The sequence below is a fragment of the Streptomyces sp. NPDC050743 genome (genome assembly GCF_044456925.1).
GTDB lineage: Bacteria > Actinomycetota > Actinomycetes > Streptomycetales > Streptomycetaceae > Streptomyces.
On record NZ_JBITGJ010000012.1, the window covers coordinates 103415 to 118796 of the forward strand.

The following is a 15382-nucleotide window of genomic DNA, read 5'->3' on the forward strand; positions in this document are numbered from 1 at the left end:
TGTGAGTACTTCTGGGCCCTGATGAGGGAGAGCCGCCATGACGGTCACTCGCCGATCGGTTCTGGTCGCCGCCACCGCGACACCTGCGGCCGGAGCACTGCTCAGCATCCCCGCACCGCCGGCCGCCGCCGAGGCGTCCGCCGGTGCCGCCGCCGGACGCCACACCGTGCCCCTGCGGGACGGCTGGCGCTTCGCCCTGGTCGATCCGGGCGGCATCACCGATCCCACCGGCGCCTACGCACAGGCCGCCGATCCCGGCTACGACGACTCGGCCTGGCGCGAGGTCGCCGTACCGCACGACTGGTCGATCGAGCAGGCCCCCACCACCGGCCACGGCACCACCAGCGGCACCGGCTTCCTCCCGGGCGGCCTCGGCTGGTACCGGCTCGCCTTCACCCTGCCGTCCGCGTACGCCGGCAAGCGGATCTCGGTGGAGTTCGACGGCGTCTACATGGACTCATACGTCTTCTGCAACGGCACGGAAGCCGGCCGTCACCCCTACGGCTACACCGGCTTCGCGCTCGACCTGACCGGCCTCGTGCACACCGACGGCAGCACGCCGAACGTGCTCGCGGTCAAGGTGCAGAACCAGCTGCCGAGCAGCCGCTGGTACTCGGGCAGCGGCATCTACCGCGAGGCCCGGCTCGTGATCACCGAACCGGTGCACGTGGCCCGCTGGGGCACCCACGTCACCACCCCCGAGGTCTCCGCGGGCAGCGCCCTGGTCCGGGTGGCGACGGCGCTGGTGAACGAGTCCGGCACCGGAACGGACGTTCAGATCGTGTCCCGGATCACCGGCCCCGACGGCCGCACGGTCGCCCGTACGGCCACCACGGCCGCCGTCTCCGACCGGGCCACCGAGACCCATGAACTGACCGTCGCCGAACCGCTGGTGTGGGACTTCGCGACCCCGGAGCACCGCTACACCCTGCATACCGAGCTGCGCGTGGCGGGCCGCACCACCGACACCTACCGCACGACCTTCGGCATCCGCAGCTACCGCTTCGACCCCGATGAGGGCTTCTCCCTCAACGGCACCCACGCCAAGATCAAGGGCGTCGACCTGCACCACGACCAGGGCGCGCTCGGCGCCGCGATCAGCGTCGACGCGGTCCGCAGACAGATGCGGATCATGAAGTCGATGGGCGTCAACGCCTTCCGCACCTCCCACAACCCGCCCTCGCCGCAGGTGATCCAGGTCTGCGAGGAGCTGGGGATCGTGATGATGGTCGAGGCCTTCGACTGCTGGAAGACCGGCAAGACGAAGTACGACTACGGCCGTTTCTTCGACGAGTGGTGCGAGAAGGACGCCACGGAGATGGTGCTGGCCGCCCGGAACTCACCGGCCGTCGTCCTGTGGTCCATCGGCAACGAGATCCCCGACTCCACCTCCACGGCCGGGCTCGCGATGGCCGACCGTATCATCGGCGCGATCAAGGCCGCGGACGACACCCGGCCGGTGGTGATCGGCTCGAACAAGTACCACGGCGTGCCCGCCCAGGGCTCGGCGGCCGACCTGATGCTCGCCAAACTCGACGGCCTGGGCCTCAACTACAACACGGCCAAGTCGGTCGACGCGCTGCACGCCCGGTACCCGCACCTGTTCCTCTTCGAGTCCGAGTCGTCCTCGGAGACCTCGACCCGGGGCACGTACCAGGAGCCGGAACACCTGAACACCGGCGAGAACCACACACCGGGCAAGCGGGAGACCTCCTCCTACGACAACAACCTCGCCTCCTGGACGATGAGCGGCGAGTACGGGCACAAGAAGGACCGGGACCGGAAGTGGTTCGCGGGACAGTTCCTGTGGTCCGGCATCGACTACATCGGCGAGCCCATCCCGTACAACGTCTTCCCGGTCAAGACGTCCTTCTTCGGCGCGGTCGACACGGCCGGCTTCGCCAAGGACATGTACCACCTCTTCAGGAGCCAGTGGACGGCCGAGCCGATGGTCCATCTGCTGCCGATGACCTGGAACCACGAGGAGGGCGACACGGTCGAGGTCTGGGCGTACGCGAACGTGCCGTCGGTCGAGCTGTTCCTCAACGGAAAGTCCCTTGGCATCCGGCGGTTCGACGTCAAGCGGACCACCGACGGCCGCACCTACCTGGAGACCACCGAGGCCACGGGCGACGACAAGACCTTCACCGACGGTCCCTACCCGGGCAGTTACACCAGCCCCAACGGCAGCGCGGGCAAGCTGCACCTGACCTGGAAAGTGCCGTTCCACCCGGGCGAGTTGAAGGCGGTGGCCCGGCGGGACGGAAAGGTGGTCGCCACCGATGTGCTGCGCACGGCCGGCGCAGCGCACGCCGTGCGCCTCACCGCCGACCGCGACTCGCTCGCGGCCGACGGCCGTTCCCTGGTCTTCGTCACCGCCGAGATCGTCGACGCGCACGGCGTGGTGGTGCCCGACGCCGAGCATCTCATCACCTTCGACGTCTCCGGCGGCTCCCTGGCCGGGGTCGACAACGGCCGCGAGGAGAGCGCCGAGCGCTACCAGGCCAGTACCCGCACCGCGTTCCACGGCAAGGCCCTCGCCATCGTCCGCTCCGGTACGAAGCCGGGCCGGCTGACGGTCACCGCGCGGGCGGACGGACTGCGCACCGGCACGGCGAGCGTGCCCACCACCCCGGCGCGCGACACCGCCCGTACCCCGGCGGCCGACTTCCAGCCCGACCCCCCCGGCGCCCGCGAACTATCCGTACGTGGACGCCAGTTACTCCGGCCGCCCGGACACCCTGCCCGCCGCGATGCTCGACGGCGATCCCGCCACCGGCTGGTCCAACGCCTTCGCCAAGTCGGCCACCGCGCTGCTGCCCGCGTTCAACGGGGCGCGTGCCGAGGACTGGGTGTCGGTCGACTTCGGGCGCAGCCGGACCTTCGACCGGGTGGCGGTCTCCTTCACCGTGGACGCCACGCACACCCTGCCCGCGAAGGCCGACGTGGCGGTGTGGGACGGGCACGCCTTCGTCCCCGTCACGGGCGCGAAGGTGGAGTGGGCCACCGCGTCGGACAGCCCGACGGTGATCACCTTCGACGCGGCGCGGGGCTCCCGGCTGCGGCTGACACTCACGAGCGCCTATCCCGGTGAGGCGAAGGGGGCGGTACGGATCACCCGGCTGGACGTGTGAGGGGGCCGACGGCCGGGCGTGCGGCTTCGTCGCCGCGGGCAACCCCGCCTCGCTCTCCGAGTGCGACGAGGACGTCCTGTTCGCAGCCCGGCGCGCCGAGGGACCGGGCTCCGCGTCCGGCCTGCGGACGAGCCCGTGCCCGGCGGCCACCGCCGGGCCGGGACGGGCCGCCGCGGGACCAGCGGTGCCGGGCTGCCGGACCAGTGTTGGCGGGCGGAGAAGGGTCGCCACGCGACGAGCGGTGCCGGGCTGTGACGTGCCGGGGACCAGTGTTGCTGGGCGGGGGCGGCCGCCGGACCAGTTGTTGGCGAGCGGGGAAAGGCCGCCGCGCGACCAGCGGTGCCGGGCTGCCGGATCAGCGGTGCCGACCGGGGGCGGGCTGCCGTGTCAGCGGTGCAGGGCGGGACCGGCCGCCGGGTCAGCGGTGCTGGGCGTGGGCCGGTTGTCGGACCGGCGGTGCTGGGCTGGGCGGGCCGCCGGACCAGTGTTGGCGGGCTGGGCGGGCTGCCGGACCGGTGTTGCCGGGTAGGGCCGCCGCGCGACCAGCGGTGCCGAGCGGGGGCCGGGCTGCCGGTTCCGGAGGGCTGGGCGGGACCGGCCGTCGGATCAGCGGTGCTGGGCGGGACCGGCCGCCGGACCAGCGGTGCTCGGCGGCCGGCCGTCGGATCCTCGCGGTGGCCTTACGTGGCGTCGTGGAACACCAGCCCCAGTGTCCGCCGTCGGCCCGACCGTACGGTGCTCACCCCGTGCCGCATCGCCCCGGCCGACCAGCCCCGGCGGGTGCGCACGGGGTGGTCCCGGGTGGTGAACACCAGGCCGTGGCCCTGGCGCAGGATGCTCGCCGTGCCCCGGGACTGGGCGCGCGGGCGCTGTTCGACCATGAGGAACTCGCCGCCGTTGTAGTCGGTGCCGTACGCGTCCAGCGCGATCACCACCTGGAGCGGGAAGGCCAGGTCGCCGAACACGTCCCGGTGCAGGGCGTTCCAGTCGCCCGGACCGTAGCTGAGCAGGATCTGCGCCGAGCGGTCCTGGCCGGCGGCGTGACAGCGCTCCAGCCACTCGTCGAGGGAGTCGGGCCAGGGGGCCGGACGGTCCAGGCGAGCCGCCCAGTCCCGGGCGACCGGCAGCAGGCGGGGGTACAGCGCGGCGCGCAGCGCGCCCACCGGGGCGGGCAGGTCGTGGGTGAAGTAGCGGTACTCGCCGGAGCCGAACCGGTGCCGGGCCAGATCGACCGTCGTCCGGAACAGTTCCGGCTTGTCGTAGAGCGCGGCCAGGTCGGCGCACTCGGCGGGGGAGAGCAACGGGCCCGTGGACGCGCTGCCGTGCTCGTCCAGCTCGGCCGCCAGCGCGGCCCAGTCCGTGCGGGCCACCCGGCGGCGGCCCTCGGCCGGAGTGAACGTCATGACGGCCTCCTTCACACCAGGGCCGGCTGCAGGGCACCTTCGTGCGTGAGCAGCCACAGCTTGCGCTCGACTCCGGCCGCGTACCCGCGCATCGAGCCGTCCGCGCCGATCACACGGTGGCAGGGGCGGACGAGCAGGAGGGGGTTGGCGCCGAGCGCCCGGCCCACCGCGCGCAGTTCGGCGCGCGGCACACCCAGCCGGGCGGCCAGCTCGCCGTACGTGGTCGTCGTGCCGTAGGGGATGTCGTCGAGGGCCTGCCACACCGCCCGCTGGAACGCGGTGCCGGTGGCGGCGAGCGGCAGCTGGAAACGGGTCCGGCGCCCGGCGAAGTAGGCGTCCAGCTGCCGGTGCGCCTCGGCGAACGGCGCGTCGTCGCGGTCCTCGGCGCGGACCGCGGGCGCGCCGCGCTGGCCCGGCATGCCGAGCGAGCCGAGTGTCAGGCCGACCGGGGAGACCGTGCCGGTCAGCAGCAGGTCCCCCAGCGGGCTCGGGTGGACGGTGTGGACGGTGCGTGTGCTCATCGGGTGCTCCTGGCGTCTCGTTGCCGGTTTTCTCCGTGCTGCCGAGTCTGCTGCGTGGCGCGCCGCGTGACCGGCGGGAATCGGACATGGCTGTCGGCCCCCTCAGGTACCGGAAAGAGGGGCATCTGACCTGCTGATATTTACGGCTGAGTACCCGCGCGGTACCGTGAGGGCATGCCAGCTCTCAATGTGGAGTTCAGCGAACGGGAACTAGAGGACCTGCGGCAGATCGCCAAGGAGCGCGGTACGTCGATGAAGGCCCTCGTGCGCGAGGCCGCCGCCGCCGACATCGCCCGGCACCGGGCCCTGCAGGAGGGCGCCGAGGCCTTCCGCCGGTTCTTCGCCGCGCATGCCGAGGAGTTCGCCGCGGCCTTCCCCGACGACGAGTCCCCCGCGAAGGACGAGGCCGCCTGACGCATGCCCTCCGTCATCCACATCGACGTCCCCTGGCTGCTGCAGCGCCACGAGGAGGTCCTGCCCGACCAGCCCGCGGTCGACGACTTCTCCGCGCTGGTCGCCGCCGTCGCCCGGCACCGCGTGGATCCACCCCGGCTCGGCGTGGACTCCGACCCCGCCTGGCGGGCCGCCGCCCTGCTGCACACCCTCGTCGTGCTCAAGCCGCTGCCCGCGGCCAACGCCCGCTTCGCCTGCGCGACCGCCGTGGCCTACATGTTCGTAAGCGGCGTCGGCATCGACCCGCCCTACGGCGCCCTCGTCGACCTCACCCGCGATCTGATCTCCGGCAAGACCGACGTGTACGGCGCGGCCGACCGGCTGCGGTCCTGGCAGATCTGACCGGGCCTCGCATCCGACCGGGCCTCGAAGGAGCCGTCCCGCCCCGGCCGGCGGGGGAAGCCGCCGGGGCCGCCGGCCGGGGCAGGGTGGGCGGGGCCGCCGGCCGAGGGCGGGAGGAACGGGGCCGGCGGCCGGTTTCGCGTGGAGGAGCCTCCCCCGGCTCTCGGCTTCGCTCGAGCCGGGGGACCCCCACTTCGCGCGGGGCCTTTTCCGAGGAGGCCGGCCCCAGTCCACTACCGGGCCCCACACCCCGGAAGCGTGCGCGGGACCACCGGTGTGTGCGTGTGCTTCACACGGGGCGCATGGAATACCGAAAGCCGGTGCACGGGAGCCGGGGCGGAGGGGGCGGTTTCTGACTTTCCTTCAAAACCGCCGATATTGTGCGGGTGCCTTGTTGCTCATGTGGAAGTTGTGCAAGGGTTGACACGACCGTGCGGGGGGTAATATCCGGGGTTCTCCCGGCAGTTGCGGAACTTCACCGGCCGAGCGCCGGCCAATTCCTTCCCCGCGCGTCGCCGAGGTACGCATCAACGCACGTCGCACCAAAGGAATCCGCTCAGTGCCCACCCCCCACCCCCCTCGTCCTCCCTATCCGCCGCCGGGCGGCGACCCCGGGGAGTCCGACGAGTCCCTCGCCGGTCCGCTGCGGGCCGGCTCCGACGCGGAGGCCTCCCGGTCCGCCGCCCTGCTGATGGCCCGGCACTGGCAGCCCGCGCAGGACTACGCGGTCGTCTGCCTGGCCCTGGCCGGGCCGCTCGCCCACATGGTCACCGCCACCGCCTTCCACCAGGTCCTCGGCCGGCTCGCGCTCGGCGAACCCGCCGAGGCGCTGCGGCCCCGGCTGCTCGTGGCGGTCCGGGACACGGTCGTCAACTGGTCCGGCACCGACCGGATCACCGCCGTACTGCCCGGACTCGGGAAACCCGCCGGGGGTCGCGGTATGCGCGCCGCGAAGACCCTGATACCGGAAAACCGCGCCCTCTCCGACCGCTCATTTCACGCCCTTCCCCGGCTGGAGCAGGCACTGCTCTGGCACCTCGAGGTCGAGGCCGAGCCGATAACCGTTCCCGCCGGACTGCTCGGCGTGGACACCGAGAGCGCGGCGGTCGCGCTGGAACAGGCGCGCGAGAAATTCCGGGAAGGCCTGGTACGCGCCCACCGGGAACTCGCGCCGGGCAAGGAATGCCGCTACTACAACCGCCTTCTGGACGTTCCGATCCGGCGCGGTGGCGCCCTGCTGCCCGACGTCCAGGAGCATCTGTCCGGCTGCTCCTACTGCCGGCACGCCGCCGAGCAACTGGGCCACGCCGACGCCGCGTTGGGAGTGCTGCTCGCCGAGGCCGTGCTCGGCTGGGGAGCCCGCCGCTACCTCGACTCGCGCCCCGGCCGCCGCCCCGGTGGCACCCGCACCCGCGGTGGCTCCCGGCGTTCCGGCGGACGCCGGCGCGGCGGCGACAAGCCCGGCCTGCTCAGCGCCGCCCTGTCCGGCACCCGGCGGCGCGCGGACGGCGAACCGCGGGCCCGGATCCCGGTGTCAGGCGGCCGACGGCACGGCCGCGAGCCCGGACCGCTCGCCCGGATCCCCGGCACCGCCTGGTCGTCCAGGACCCTGCTCACCGGGGTCGGCGTGGCCTCGGCCAGCCTGCTCGCCACCGTCCTCGCGGTCAGCGTGTGGCCGGACGGTGGCGACGGAACCGACCCGGTCGTCTCCACCAGCGCGGTCCCCGGCAGCGCCGCCGGCCAGTCCCCGCGCGCCTCGGCCACCGCGCCCGGCACCGCGGCACTGCCCGCGGCCGGCCGCCCCGCCCGGCTGCGCAACGCCGTCGGCCTGTGCCTGGACGTCAAGGGCGCGCCGAAGGCCGGTGTGGCCGCGGTCCTCGCCGTCTGCTCCTCGGCACCGAGCCAGCAGTGGACGTACGAGGCCGACGGCCTGCTGCGCAGCGCGGCAGCCCCGGGACTGTGCCTGGACTCGCACGCCGACGCCGGAGTGGTGATCCTCGGCACCTGCGCGGACGCCGGGGCGCAGCGCGGCGACGACGTGCGCTACGACCTCACCGTGCAGGGCGAGTTGCTGCCCCGCTGGGACCGGACGCTGGCCCTCGCCACCACCGCGTCGAACGCCGGCGCCGACCTCGTCGTCAAGGTCCGCGACGGGTCGGCCGGGCAGCGCTGGGCGACCGACGGAGCCACCGCGAGCCCGGGCTCGCTCTCCATCGCCGGTACGGGCGGTCCACCGGCGCGGCCGGCGACGCTGTCGGACCGGCACGCCTAGGGGCTGTCGGGTGCGGTGCGGAGACTCGCCGTAGGGGTGCGGGCCGGCTGCCGGCAGCGGGTCCGCCGTGGCCGGCCGCGCCCACGCGGCGGTCGCCGCGTATCGGCACAGCCCCGCGCCCCTCGGGGAGTTGCCGCTCCGTCGCCGGCACGGTCAGGACGACTCCTCGACCAGGTCCGCCGCCGAAACCGTCCCCGGACCCGCGTGCCCGGACAGGGCCAGCGTCAGGTCCAGCTCCGCCAGCACGCACCGGACGACATGCTCCACGCCGGCCTGTCCGTCCAGCCCGAGGCCGTAGACGTACGGCCGGCCGAGGAGCACGCAACGCGCGCCCAGGGCCAGCGTCTTGAACACGTCGTCGCCGGTGCGCACCCCGCTGTCGAACAGCACCGTCAGCCGGTCGCCGACCGCGTCCGCGACCCGGGGCAGCGCATCGGCCGCGGCGACCGAGCCGGCCACCTGCCGGCCGCCGTGGTTGGAGACCACCACCCCGTCCACCCCAGCGTCGGCGGCGAGCCGGGCGTCGTCCGGGTGCAGGACGCCCTTGAGCACGATCGGGCCGTCCCAGTGCTCGCGCAGGAACGCCAGGTCCGGCCAGGTGTGGCCGGCGTCCCCGAACAGGCCGAGGAAGTGCAGCACCGCCGCGTTCGGGTCCTCGTGCACGGGCTTGGCGAGTCCGGCCTGGAACGCCGGGTCGGTGAAGTAGTTCGCGGTGCCCACCCCGTGCAGGAACGGCAGATACGCCTGGTCCAGGTCGCGCGGCCGCCATGCCAGCAGCGGGGTGTCGAGGGTGACCACGAGCACCGAGAACCCGGCGGCCCCCGCCCGGCCCAGGAAACTCCGGGTCACCTCACGGTCCTTGCCCCAGTACAGCTGGAACCACCGCTCGGCGTCCCCCATCGCCTCCGCCACCTGCTCCATCGGCGTGCTCGACGCCGAGGACAGGACGAACGGTACGCCCTGCGCGGCGGCGGCCCGGGCGGCGGCGAGCTCGGCGTCCGGATGCATGATCGACAGCACGCCGACGGGCGCCAGGGCCAGCGGCGCCGGCAGTGCCCGGCCGAGCACCTCGACCGACAGATCGCGCTCGGCGACGTCGCGCAGCATGCGCGGCACGATCCGGCGCCGGGCGAGCGCGGCCCGGTTGGCGCGGGCCGTGCTGCCGTCGCCCGCGCTTCCCGCCACATAGCCCACGGGGCCTGGACCGAGCCGGTGTTCGGCCAGCTCCTCCAGCCGGGTCAGGTCGGTGGGGAGCCGGGGCACGGCACCCGTCATCCCGTTCAGATAGATCTCGTACTGGAAATCAGCCCAGTGCTTCGCCATCCGGCCGTCCCGCCTCTCGTTGTCGAGGTTGCGCCGCGCCGACGATACTCGTGGGTAAGTGTGGCTCCGTCCAGCGGGGATGCCGTCACTGCAGCCGCGCCACCGCACGCACCGGAGCGCCGTCCGCGCCGGGGAGCCGCAGCGGGAAGAGGTACACCTCCACCGCCGGAGCGCCCACCAGCCGGTCGAGGCCGGTGAGGTTCTCGGCGATCACCCCGCCCGCACCGCACAGCACCCGATGGGCCGGCAGGCCGAACTCCGCCTGCGGATCGCCCGGTCGGGGCGTCGGGTCGACGCTGAGCGCGTCCACCGCCACGGTGCGGGCACCGGCCTGTACGACGGCCCCGGCGGCCTCGGGGGTCAGCCAGGGGTGGTCGAGATAGGCGTCGGTGCCCCAGTGCGCCGACCAGCCCGTGACGAGCAGCAGGAGCGCGCCGGGCGCCGCGGCCAGCGCGTCGAGCGCGGGGGCCAGCAGGCGGGGCGTGATGGGGGAGCGGGGCGCCAGTCCCCGGACGTCGGCCACGACCGCGGGTCCGGCGAACCGGTCCAGGGGCAGTTCGTCCAGGCGGGGCCAGGCGTCGTCGACGTGGTACGGCGCGTCGACATGGGTGCCGGACTGCGAACCCAGGTGCAGGTCGAGGACGTTGACGCCGTCGACCGGGGCCCGCAGCGCGGCCGAGACCGTGACCTCCGGGTCACCGGGATACACGGGCATCCCGGTGACCACGGGCACCGACAGATCGAGCCAGCCGCTCATCGGCCGCCCTCGGCCGCGAGCGCCGTCGGCAGGTCGTCCGCCGGGCCCCCGGGGCCGGTGATCGGCGGCACCGGTGCCTCGACGGTACGCGCCAGTCGCGCGCCCTCGGGTCCGTACACCGCCCGGGGCTCGGGGAACAGCCGCAGCAGCGAAAGGAACAGCACGGCGGCCACCGCGAGCGACAGCGGCAGGCTGATGTCGACGCCGTTCGCCAGGTCGCCCAGCGGGCCGACGAACTGACCCGGGATGTTCGTGAACAGCACGCCGATCACCGCGGCCACCCACCAGGCCGTCATGCCACGCCAGTTCCAGCCGTGCGCGAACCAGTAACGGCCGCCGCGCTGACGGCGGTTGAAGACCTGCAGGGCGTCGGGGTCGTACCAGCCGCGGCGGGTGTAGAAGCCGAGCATCATGACGACCATCCACGGGGTGGTGCAGGTGATGATCATCGTGGCGAACGTCGAGATGGACTGCACGAGGTCCAGGCCGAACCGGCCGATGAAGATGAACGCGATGGACAGCACGCCGACCAGCAGCGTCGCCTGCACACGGGACAGCTTCGGGAACACCGAGGAGAAGTCCAGGCCGGTGCCGTACAGCGAGGTGGTGCCCGTCGACATGCCGCCGATCAGGGCGAGCAGACATACCGGCAGGAAGAACCAGCTCGGCGAGATCGCCAGCAGCCCGCCCACGAAGTCGGGCGCGGCCGGGTCGACGTACTTCGGCGCCTTGGCCGCGATGATGCTCGCGGTCGCCAGGCCGAAGACGAACGGCAGCAGGGTCGCGATCTGGGAGAGGAACGCGGCGGCGACCACCTTGCGGCGCGGGGTGCCGGCCGGGATGTAGCGCGACCAGTCGCCGAGGAACGCGCCGAACGAGACCGGGTTGGACAGCACGATCAGGGCCGCCCCGATGAACGACGGCCAGAACATCGACTGGGTCGCCGCGTCCGCCGAGGCCGTGAACACACCGGCGTACGACGGGTCGAAGTCACCGGCGAAGGCGATCGCGCCGAGCAGGAAGAGCACGGTCGCCGAGGTCACCGCGATCTTGTTGACGAACAGCATGAACCGGAAGCCGTAGACGCACACCGCGAGGACCAGCCCGGCGAACAGGGCGTACGCCACGACGTACGACGGCGTGCTGCGCTCCAGGCCGAACAGCCGGTGCGCGCCGCCGACCAGGGCGTCGCCGGAGCTCCACACCGAGATCGAGAAGAACGCGATGGCCGTCAGCAGCGAGAGGAACGAGCCGACCACGCGGCCGTGCACGCCCAGGTGCGCGGAGGACGAGACCGCGTTGTTGGTGCCGTTGACCGGGCCGAACACGGCCATCGGGCACAGGATCAGCGCCCCCGCGACGACCCCGAGAAGGGTGGCCGCGAGCCCCTGCCAGAAGGACAGCCCGAACAGGATCGGGAACGCGCCGAGCACGCAGGTGGAGAAGGTGTTGGCGCCGCCGAAGGCGACCCGGAACAGGTCCAGCGGGGTCGCGGTGCGGTCGGCGTCGGGGATGCGCTCGACGCCGTAGGGCTCGACCTCGGTGAGGGACGGCGGGGGCGCGGTGGGTGAGTCGGGGGACTGAGGGGTCACGGGGGCTCCAGCGAGGTGGCGGCGATGGAGCGCTGGGTCGCGCGGTGGTGGTGGACGGCCGTCGGTGCCGCGGGGGTGTCGCGGCGCGCGCGGCGGCCGTCCGGAGCGGTTCGCCGACGGTACGGCTTGGGCCCGGACCCCTGCCAGAGGACGATTCATCCATCTTCGTCGTCGTCAGTGGAGGAATCGGCCACCTCCTCCGCGTCGGGTCCCTGCGCCCGCACCCGCTGGACGTGTTCCAGCGACTCGCGCAGCTCGGTCAGCCAGTCCTCGGTGTGGCGCTGGACCAGGCGCACGCACCAGGCCAGGGCGTCACTTCGGCTGCGGGCGACGCCCGCGGCGATCAGGGTGTCCAGCACCTGACGCTCCGGCTGGCGCAGCCGGGTCATGACCGGTGCGGCGAGATGGGTGAACAGGGCGCGCTCCGGACCGCACACCACACCCCACGAGACCTTCCTGCGGAACAGGTGTTCGGCCTCCCGGGCCACCTCCATCCGGTCCTCGCGGGTCCGCTCGCGGAACTCCTGGATCCGGGCCCGCCGGGCGCTCTCCCGCTCGGCGTCCGGGGCGCCCTCGGCGAGCCGGGGCTCGGGGACGCGGCCGATCACCGTGATCTCCTCGCGGTCGGCGGTGACCTCGACCAGTTCCTCGAAGAGATCGTCCGGCAGCCGGCCGGCGAACCAGCCGCGCAGCTTCTCTTTTTGCTCGGGTGTAATCATGTAATCAGCGTTACGCGGCGGTCTTCATGAACGCAAGGAGTCGTGAAGGCGTCGTGAAAGCTTTCACTCACGGCGAACCCGGAATGTTTCAGGCCGATTAACGAGCCGGTGATTTTCGGCCATGGGAACGCTTTCCGCGATCAAGAACCGCTCAGTTACGCGGTCGGGCCCGTTCATTTCCGTAACTTCACGCCACTGTTTCAACACGCAAGGTTACTGAAAGCGGTGGGTTCGATGTGTGTTTCGGCGGCGGACTCGGCAGAGTGGCGCTCGCCGCTCCGGCGCCGACCGGCCCGGAGCCGGCACCCGTCTATCCGAGCGGAAGGATGCACACAATGCGGAACACCGCGCGCTGGGCAGCGGCCCTCGGCCTCACGGCCGCCGCCGTTTGCGGACCCCTGACCGGGGCCGCCGTCGCTGCACCGGGCGCCGCCCCGTCGTCGCTCTACGCGCCCTCGGCGCTGGTCCTCACCACCGGCCACGGCAACGACGCGGCCACGGCCACTCCGGAGCGCGCCGTCACCCTGACCTGCGCCCCCACGGCGTCCGGCACCCACCCGGCAGCGGCCGCGGCCTGCGCCGAACTGCGCGGCACCGGAGGCGACTTCGACGCCCTCAAGCCCGCCGGCGACGTGTGGTGCAACAAGCTGTACGACCCGGTCGTCGTCACCGTCGAGGGCGTCTGGCAGGGCAAGCGCGTCTCCTACGAGCGCACCTTCGGCAACACCTGCGTGCGGGACTCCGTGGGTGGCGGCGTCTTCGCCTTCTAGGGCGCCCTCCAGGACCGGGATCGCAGCGGACCCCGCACACGCCGGAACAGGTCCGCAACCGGGGAGTGCGGCCCCTGCGGCGGGGAACCTGCGATCTCGCACCGGAACCGACGGGCGGAGTGGGGCCGCCCGCCGGCTTCCGGGCACACAGCCGCTCCCCGGGCGGGCCCGTGGGGGGCCTGTCCCGGGGGGCGGCGAAAAGCAGCCGGTTTCAACCGCTGTCCCTGGTCTTGCGCCGGTGACTCGTGTCGCACCAGGGATAGCGGCGACTGCGCCGGCAGGTACACAGAGCGACCATGAACCGGTCCGAGGACACCGTGGTGCCGTCCTCCAACTCGACCTCCACCGGCCCCTCCACGAGCAGCGGCCCCGGTTGCCGGACGGTGATCCGGCGGGCGCGGTCAGCGTGTTCGTTCGGCACGGACGACCACCAACTCCTCCTCCTGTGCGGCAGGCGCGAGCAGACCGCGCCGGCGCAGCCAGTCCTCCCGTGAGCGCAGCACCGGACCGAAGGGGACCCAGCGGCGCCGGACCACCGAGGCCTTCAGGCGTGCGGCGCGCAGCAGTTGCAGGGTGCGGTCGGGATCGCTGAGCGCGGAGTGCACGATCAGCAGCACGCCTCCGGGGCGCAGCAGCACGGGCGCGTCCCGGCAGATCCGGTCCAACAGCAGCCGGCCGTCCCGGCCCGCGTCCCAGGCCCGGGAGCGGCCGCGCGGCCCGCGTCCGGCATCGGGGGCGGGGACGTAGGGCGGGTTCGCGAGGATGAGGTCGTAGGTGCGGCCCCGGACCGGTCCGAAGAGGTTGCCGCGCCGGATCCGCACCGGCAGCCGGGTCAGCCAGGCGTTCATCCGCGCCGTCCACACCGCCAGCCGGGACACGTCCACCGCGGTCACCTCGGCGCCGCGCCGGGCCGCCTCCAGGGCCAGCGCCCCGCTGCCGGTGCCGACGTCGAGCACCCGGGCGCCGGGCGGCAGGGCCTCCTCGCGGAGGGACTCGGCCAGCAACTCCGTGTCGTCCTGTGGGGCGTACACACCTGGAAGCAGCACAGCGATCACACGGCGCGAGTACCCCGGCATTCAGGATGTATGGGATATCTCCGGCGTCAGGGGTGTGCGCAGGGAGGATCGCCCGGCGCGCCAGTCGGCGAGCAGTCCCCGCGCCAGCCGGTCCTCCAGATACTCGGTCGTGTCGATCCCGAAGGTCACGTCCGCCGCGAGTTCCGGCTCCTCGGCGAGCAGCCCGCCGATCACCTCATGGCGTACGACCTGTTCGTGGACCGCGTCCGCCTCGACATGCTCGTCGTAGAAGAACTCCGCCGCGGGTCCGGCGCCGGTGCGGTGCATGGCCTCGGCGAGCCGGCGGGAACCCGGCGAGGAGGTGATCTCCACGTCGGCGAAGTGGCCCACCAGCGCGCCGCGCAGCCCGCGGTGCAGGCCGAACAGGGACATCAGGTTGACGACGGCCAGCATCTCCGCGCGGGCCGCGTCCAGGTAGCCGCCGTAGGAGGCGTCCAGGCCCAGGTCCGTCATCAGCGCGGCGAACAGGCGCGCGTGGATCCGGTCGGCCCGGCCGCCGCCGAACTCGTCGAACTCCACGGCCGCCATCCCCGCCTTGGCCCGGCCCCACAGCCGCGGCAGCACCCAGGCGTGCGGGTCGGCCTCCTTCAGGTGGTACAGGGAGCGCTGGGCGGCGTATTCGCGCAGCTGCCACAACTCACCCTCGGTGCAAAGGAAATGAGTGACTCCGCCGCCCTCGACCGGTTCGACCAGCAGCGCGGCGAGCGCGTCGTCGAGGCTGTCGTGCCCCGGCGTGTCGACGCGCAGCGCGGACAGGAACCGCCTCTCCAGCGCGGCGCGGACGCGCAGCAGGTCGGGATCCCACTCCCACTCCGGCTCCGGGCCGACGCCGGCGAAGCCCCGGTAGTGCAGCTCGTAGCAGAGGTACAGGGCGAGTTGCAGGTCGTCGCCGTAGGGATCCGCCTCCCCGGCCTCGGCGGGGCGGGGGAGGGGTCCGGTGCCGCGCAGACGGGCGGCGACCGCGGCGGAGAGGGGCCCTCGGGGCGATGGCAGCCGGGGCCCGCGCGCGTGGCTGTTCAT

At 73.2% G+C, this 15382-nt stretch carries 13 protein-coding genes and 1 pseudogene; 5 read left to right on the top strand and 9 right to left on the bottom strand.

What is annotated here, in order from left to right; genetic code table 11:
* Positions 1 to 37: 37 nt before the first annotated feature.
* Positions 38 to 3134: pseudogene (locus ACIBJF_RS15420) on the top strand (glycoside hydrolase family 2 TIM barrel-domain containing protein).
* 680 nt (positions 3135 to 3814) lie between these two features.
* On the opposite strand, the gene ACIBJF_RS15425 reads toward ACIBJF_RS15420, so the two are convergent.
* Together ACIBJF_RS15425 and ACIBJF_RS15430 are read right to left on the bottom strand one after the other, a co-directional pair.
* Positions 3815 to 4537 (bottom strand): 2OG-Fe(II) oxygenase, encoded by a 723-nt coding sequence (locus tag ACIBJF_RS15425; protein ID WP_399174202.1) that lies wholly within the window; start codon positions 4535 to 4537, stop codon positions 3815 to 3817.
* Positions 4538 to 4548: 11 nt separating this feature from the next.
* Positions 4549 to 5058 (bottom strand): methylated-DNA--[protein]-cysteine S-methyltransferase, encoded by a 510-nt coding sequence (locus ACIBJF_RS15430; protein WP_399174203.1) that lies wholly within the window; start codon positions 5056 to 5058, stop codon positions 4549 to 4551.
* A 174-nt stretch (positions 5059 to 5232) separates the two neighbouring features.
* On the opposite strand from ACIBJF_RS15430, the gene ACIBJF_RS15435 reads away from it, so the two are divergent.
* The 3 genes from ACIBJF_RS15435 to ACIBJF_RS15445 all read left to right on the top strand — a co-directional run bounded on the left by ACIBJF_RS15435 (position 5233) and on the right by ACIBJF_RS15445 (position 8125).
* The gene (locus ACIBJF_RS15435; protein WP_356316855.1) at positions 5233 to 5472 is read left to right on the top strand and encodes a hypothetical protein; all 240 of its coding nucleotides are present in this window, start codon (positions 5233 to 5235) and stop codon (positions 5470 to 5472) included.
* Positions 5473 to 5475: 3 nt separating this feature from the next.
* Entirely contained in the window at positions 5476 to 5853 is a 378-nt protein-coding gene (locus tag ACIBJF_RS15440) for a toxin Doc (RefSeq protein WP_399174204.1), read from the top strand.
* A 559-nt stretch (positions 5854 to 6412) separates the two neighbouring features.
* A complete protein-coding gene (locus tag ACIBJF_RS15445) occupies positions 6413 to 8125 on the top strand; it encodes an RICIN domain-containing protein (RefSeq protein ID WP_399174205.1) in 1713 nt (570 codons plus the stop codon).
* Between the two features lie 153 nt (positions 8126 to 8278).
* Here ACIBJF_RS15445 and ACIBJF_RS15450 read toward each other — a convergent pair whose 3' ends face one another.
* The 4 genes from ACIBJF_RS15450 to ACIBJF_RS15465 form a co-directional block, all read right to left on the bottom strand.
* Complete coding sequence (locus ACIBJF_RS15450; protein ID WP_399174206.1) at positions 8279 to 9448, bottom strand: lactate 2-monooxygenase; 1170 nt, start codon at positions 9446 to 9448, stop codon at positions 8279 to 8281.
* 85 nt (positions 9449 to 9533) lie between these two features.
* Complete coding sequence (locus tag ACIBJF_RS15455) at positions 9534 to 10205, bottom strand: cyclase family protein (protein ID WP_399174207.1); 672 nt, start codon at positions 10203 to 10205, stop codon at positions 9534 to 9536.
* A complete protein-coding gene (locus ACIBJF_RS15460) occupies positions 10202 to 11797 on the bottom strand; it encodes a purine-cytosine permease family protein (RefSeq protein WP_399174208.1) in 1596 nt (531 codons plus the stop codon). Before ACIBJF_RS15460 ends, ACIBJF_RS15455 begins: the two co-directional genes overlap by 4 nt.
* A gap of 155 nt (positions 11798 to 11952) precedes the next feature.
* Positions 11953 to 12516 (bottom strand): hypothetical protein, encoded by a 564-nt coding sequence (locus tag ACIBJF_RS15465; protein ID WP_365325020.1) that lies wholly within the window; start codon positions 12514 to 12516, stop codon positions 11953 to 11955.
* Between the two features lie 335 nt (positions 12517 to 12851).
* Between ACIBJF_RS15465 and ACIBJF_RS15470 the strand changes: the two genes are divergently transcribed.
* Positions 12852 to 13286, top strand: a complete 435-nt coding sequence (locus ACIBJF_RS15470) for a protease inhibitor (RefSeq protein ID WP_356316869.1) — start codon at positions 12852 to 12854, stop codon at positions 13284 to 13286.
* A 211-nt stretch (positions 13287 to 13497) separates the two neighbouring features.
* Here ACIBJF_RS15470 and ACIBJF_RS15475 read toward each other — a convergent pair whose 3' ends face one another.
* From ACIBJF_RS15475 to ACIBJF_RS15485, 3 genes are read right to left on the bottom strand one after another with little or no spacing between them, the layout of a single operon-like run.
* Positions 13498 to 13707 carry a CDGSH iron-sulfur domain-containing protein gene (locus ACIBJF_RS15475; protein WP_365325022.1) on the bottom strand — a complete coding sequence of 70 codons (210 nt, stop codon included), beginning with the start codon at positions 13705 to 13707 and terminating at the stop codon, positions 13498 to 13500.
* On the bottom strand, positions 13688 to 14362 hold the full coding sequence (locus tag ACIBJF_RS15480; RefSeq protein ID WP_399174209.1) for a HemK2/MTQ2 family protein methyltransferase: 675 nt from the start codon (positions 14360 to 14362) through the stop codon (positions 13688 to 13690). The genes ACIBJF_RS15475 and ACIBJF_RS15480 overlap by 20 nt, the downstream gene beginning before the upstream one ends.
* Positions 14363 to 15382 (bottom strand): iron-containing redox enzyme family protein, encoded by a 1020-nt coding sequence (locus ACIBJF_RS15485; RefSeq protein WP_399174210.1) that lies wholly within the window; start codon positions 15380 to 15382, stop codon positions 14363 to 14365. It lies immediately after the preceding gene.

Coding starts and splice junctions, on each gene's coding strand:
- ACIBJF_RS15465 (WP_365325020.1), bottom strand. CDS start 12,516: ATGATTACACCCGAGCAAAAAGAGAAGCTGCGCGGCTGGTTCGCCGGC.
- ACIBJF_RS15430 (WP_399174203.1), bottom strand. CDS start 5,058: ATGAGCACACGCACCGTCCACACCGTCCACCCGAGCCCGCTGGGGGAC.
- ACIBJF_RS15450 (WP_399174206.1), bottom strand. CDS start 9,448: ATGGCGAAGCACTGGGCTGATTTCCAGTACGAGATCTATCTGAACGGG.
- ACIBJF_RS15440 (WP_399174204.1), top strand. CDS start 5,476: ATGCCCTCCGTCATCCACATCGACGTCCCCTGGCTGCTGCAGCGCCAC.
- ACIBJF_RS15425 (WP_399174202.1), bottom strand. CDS start 4,537: ATGACGTTCACTCCGGCCGAGGGCCGCCGCCGGGTGGCCCGCACGGAC.
- ACIBJF_RS15455 (WP_399174207.1), bottom strand. CDS start 10,205: ATGAGCGGCTGGCTCGATCTGTCGGTGCCCGTGGTCACCGGGATGCCC.
- ACIBJF_RS15470 (WP_356316869.1), top strand. CDS start 12,852: ATGCGGAACACCGCGCGCTGGGCAGCGGCCCTCGGCCTCACGGCCGCC.
- ACIBJF_RS15485 (WP_399174210.1), bottom strand. CDS start 15,382: ATGAACAGCCACGCGCGCGGGCCCCGGCTGCCATCGCCCCGAGGGCCC.
- ACIBJF_RS15480 (WP_399174209.1), bottom strand. CDS start 14,362: ATGCCGGGGTACTCGCGCCGTGTGATCGCTGTGCTGCTTCCAGGTGTG.
- ACIBJF_RS15435 (WP_356316855.1), top strand. CDS start 5,233: ATGCCAGCTCTCAATGTGGAGTTCAGCGAACGGGAACTAGAGGACCTG.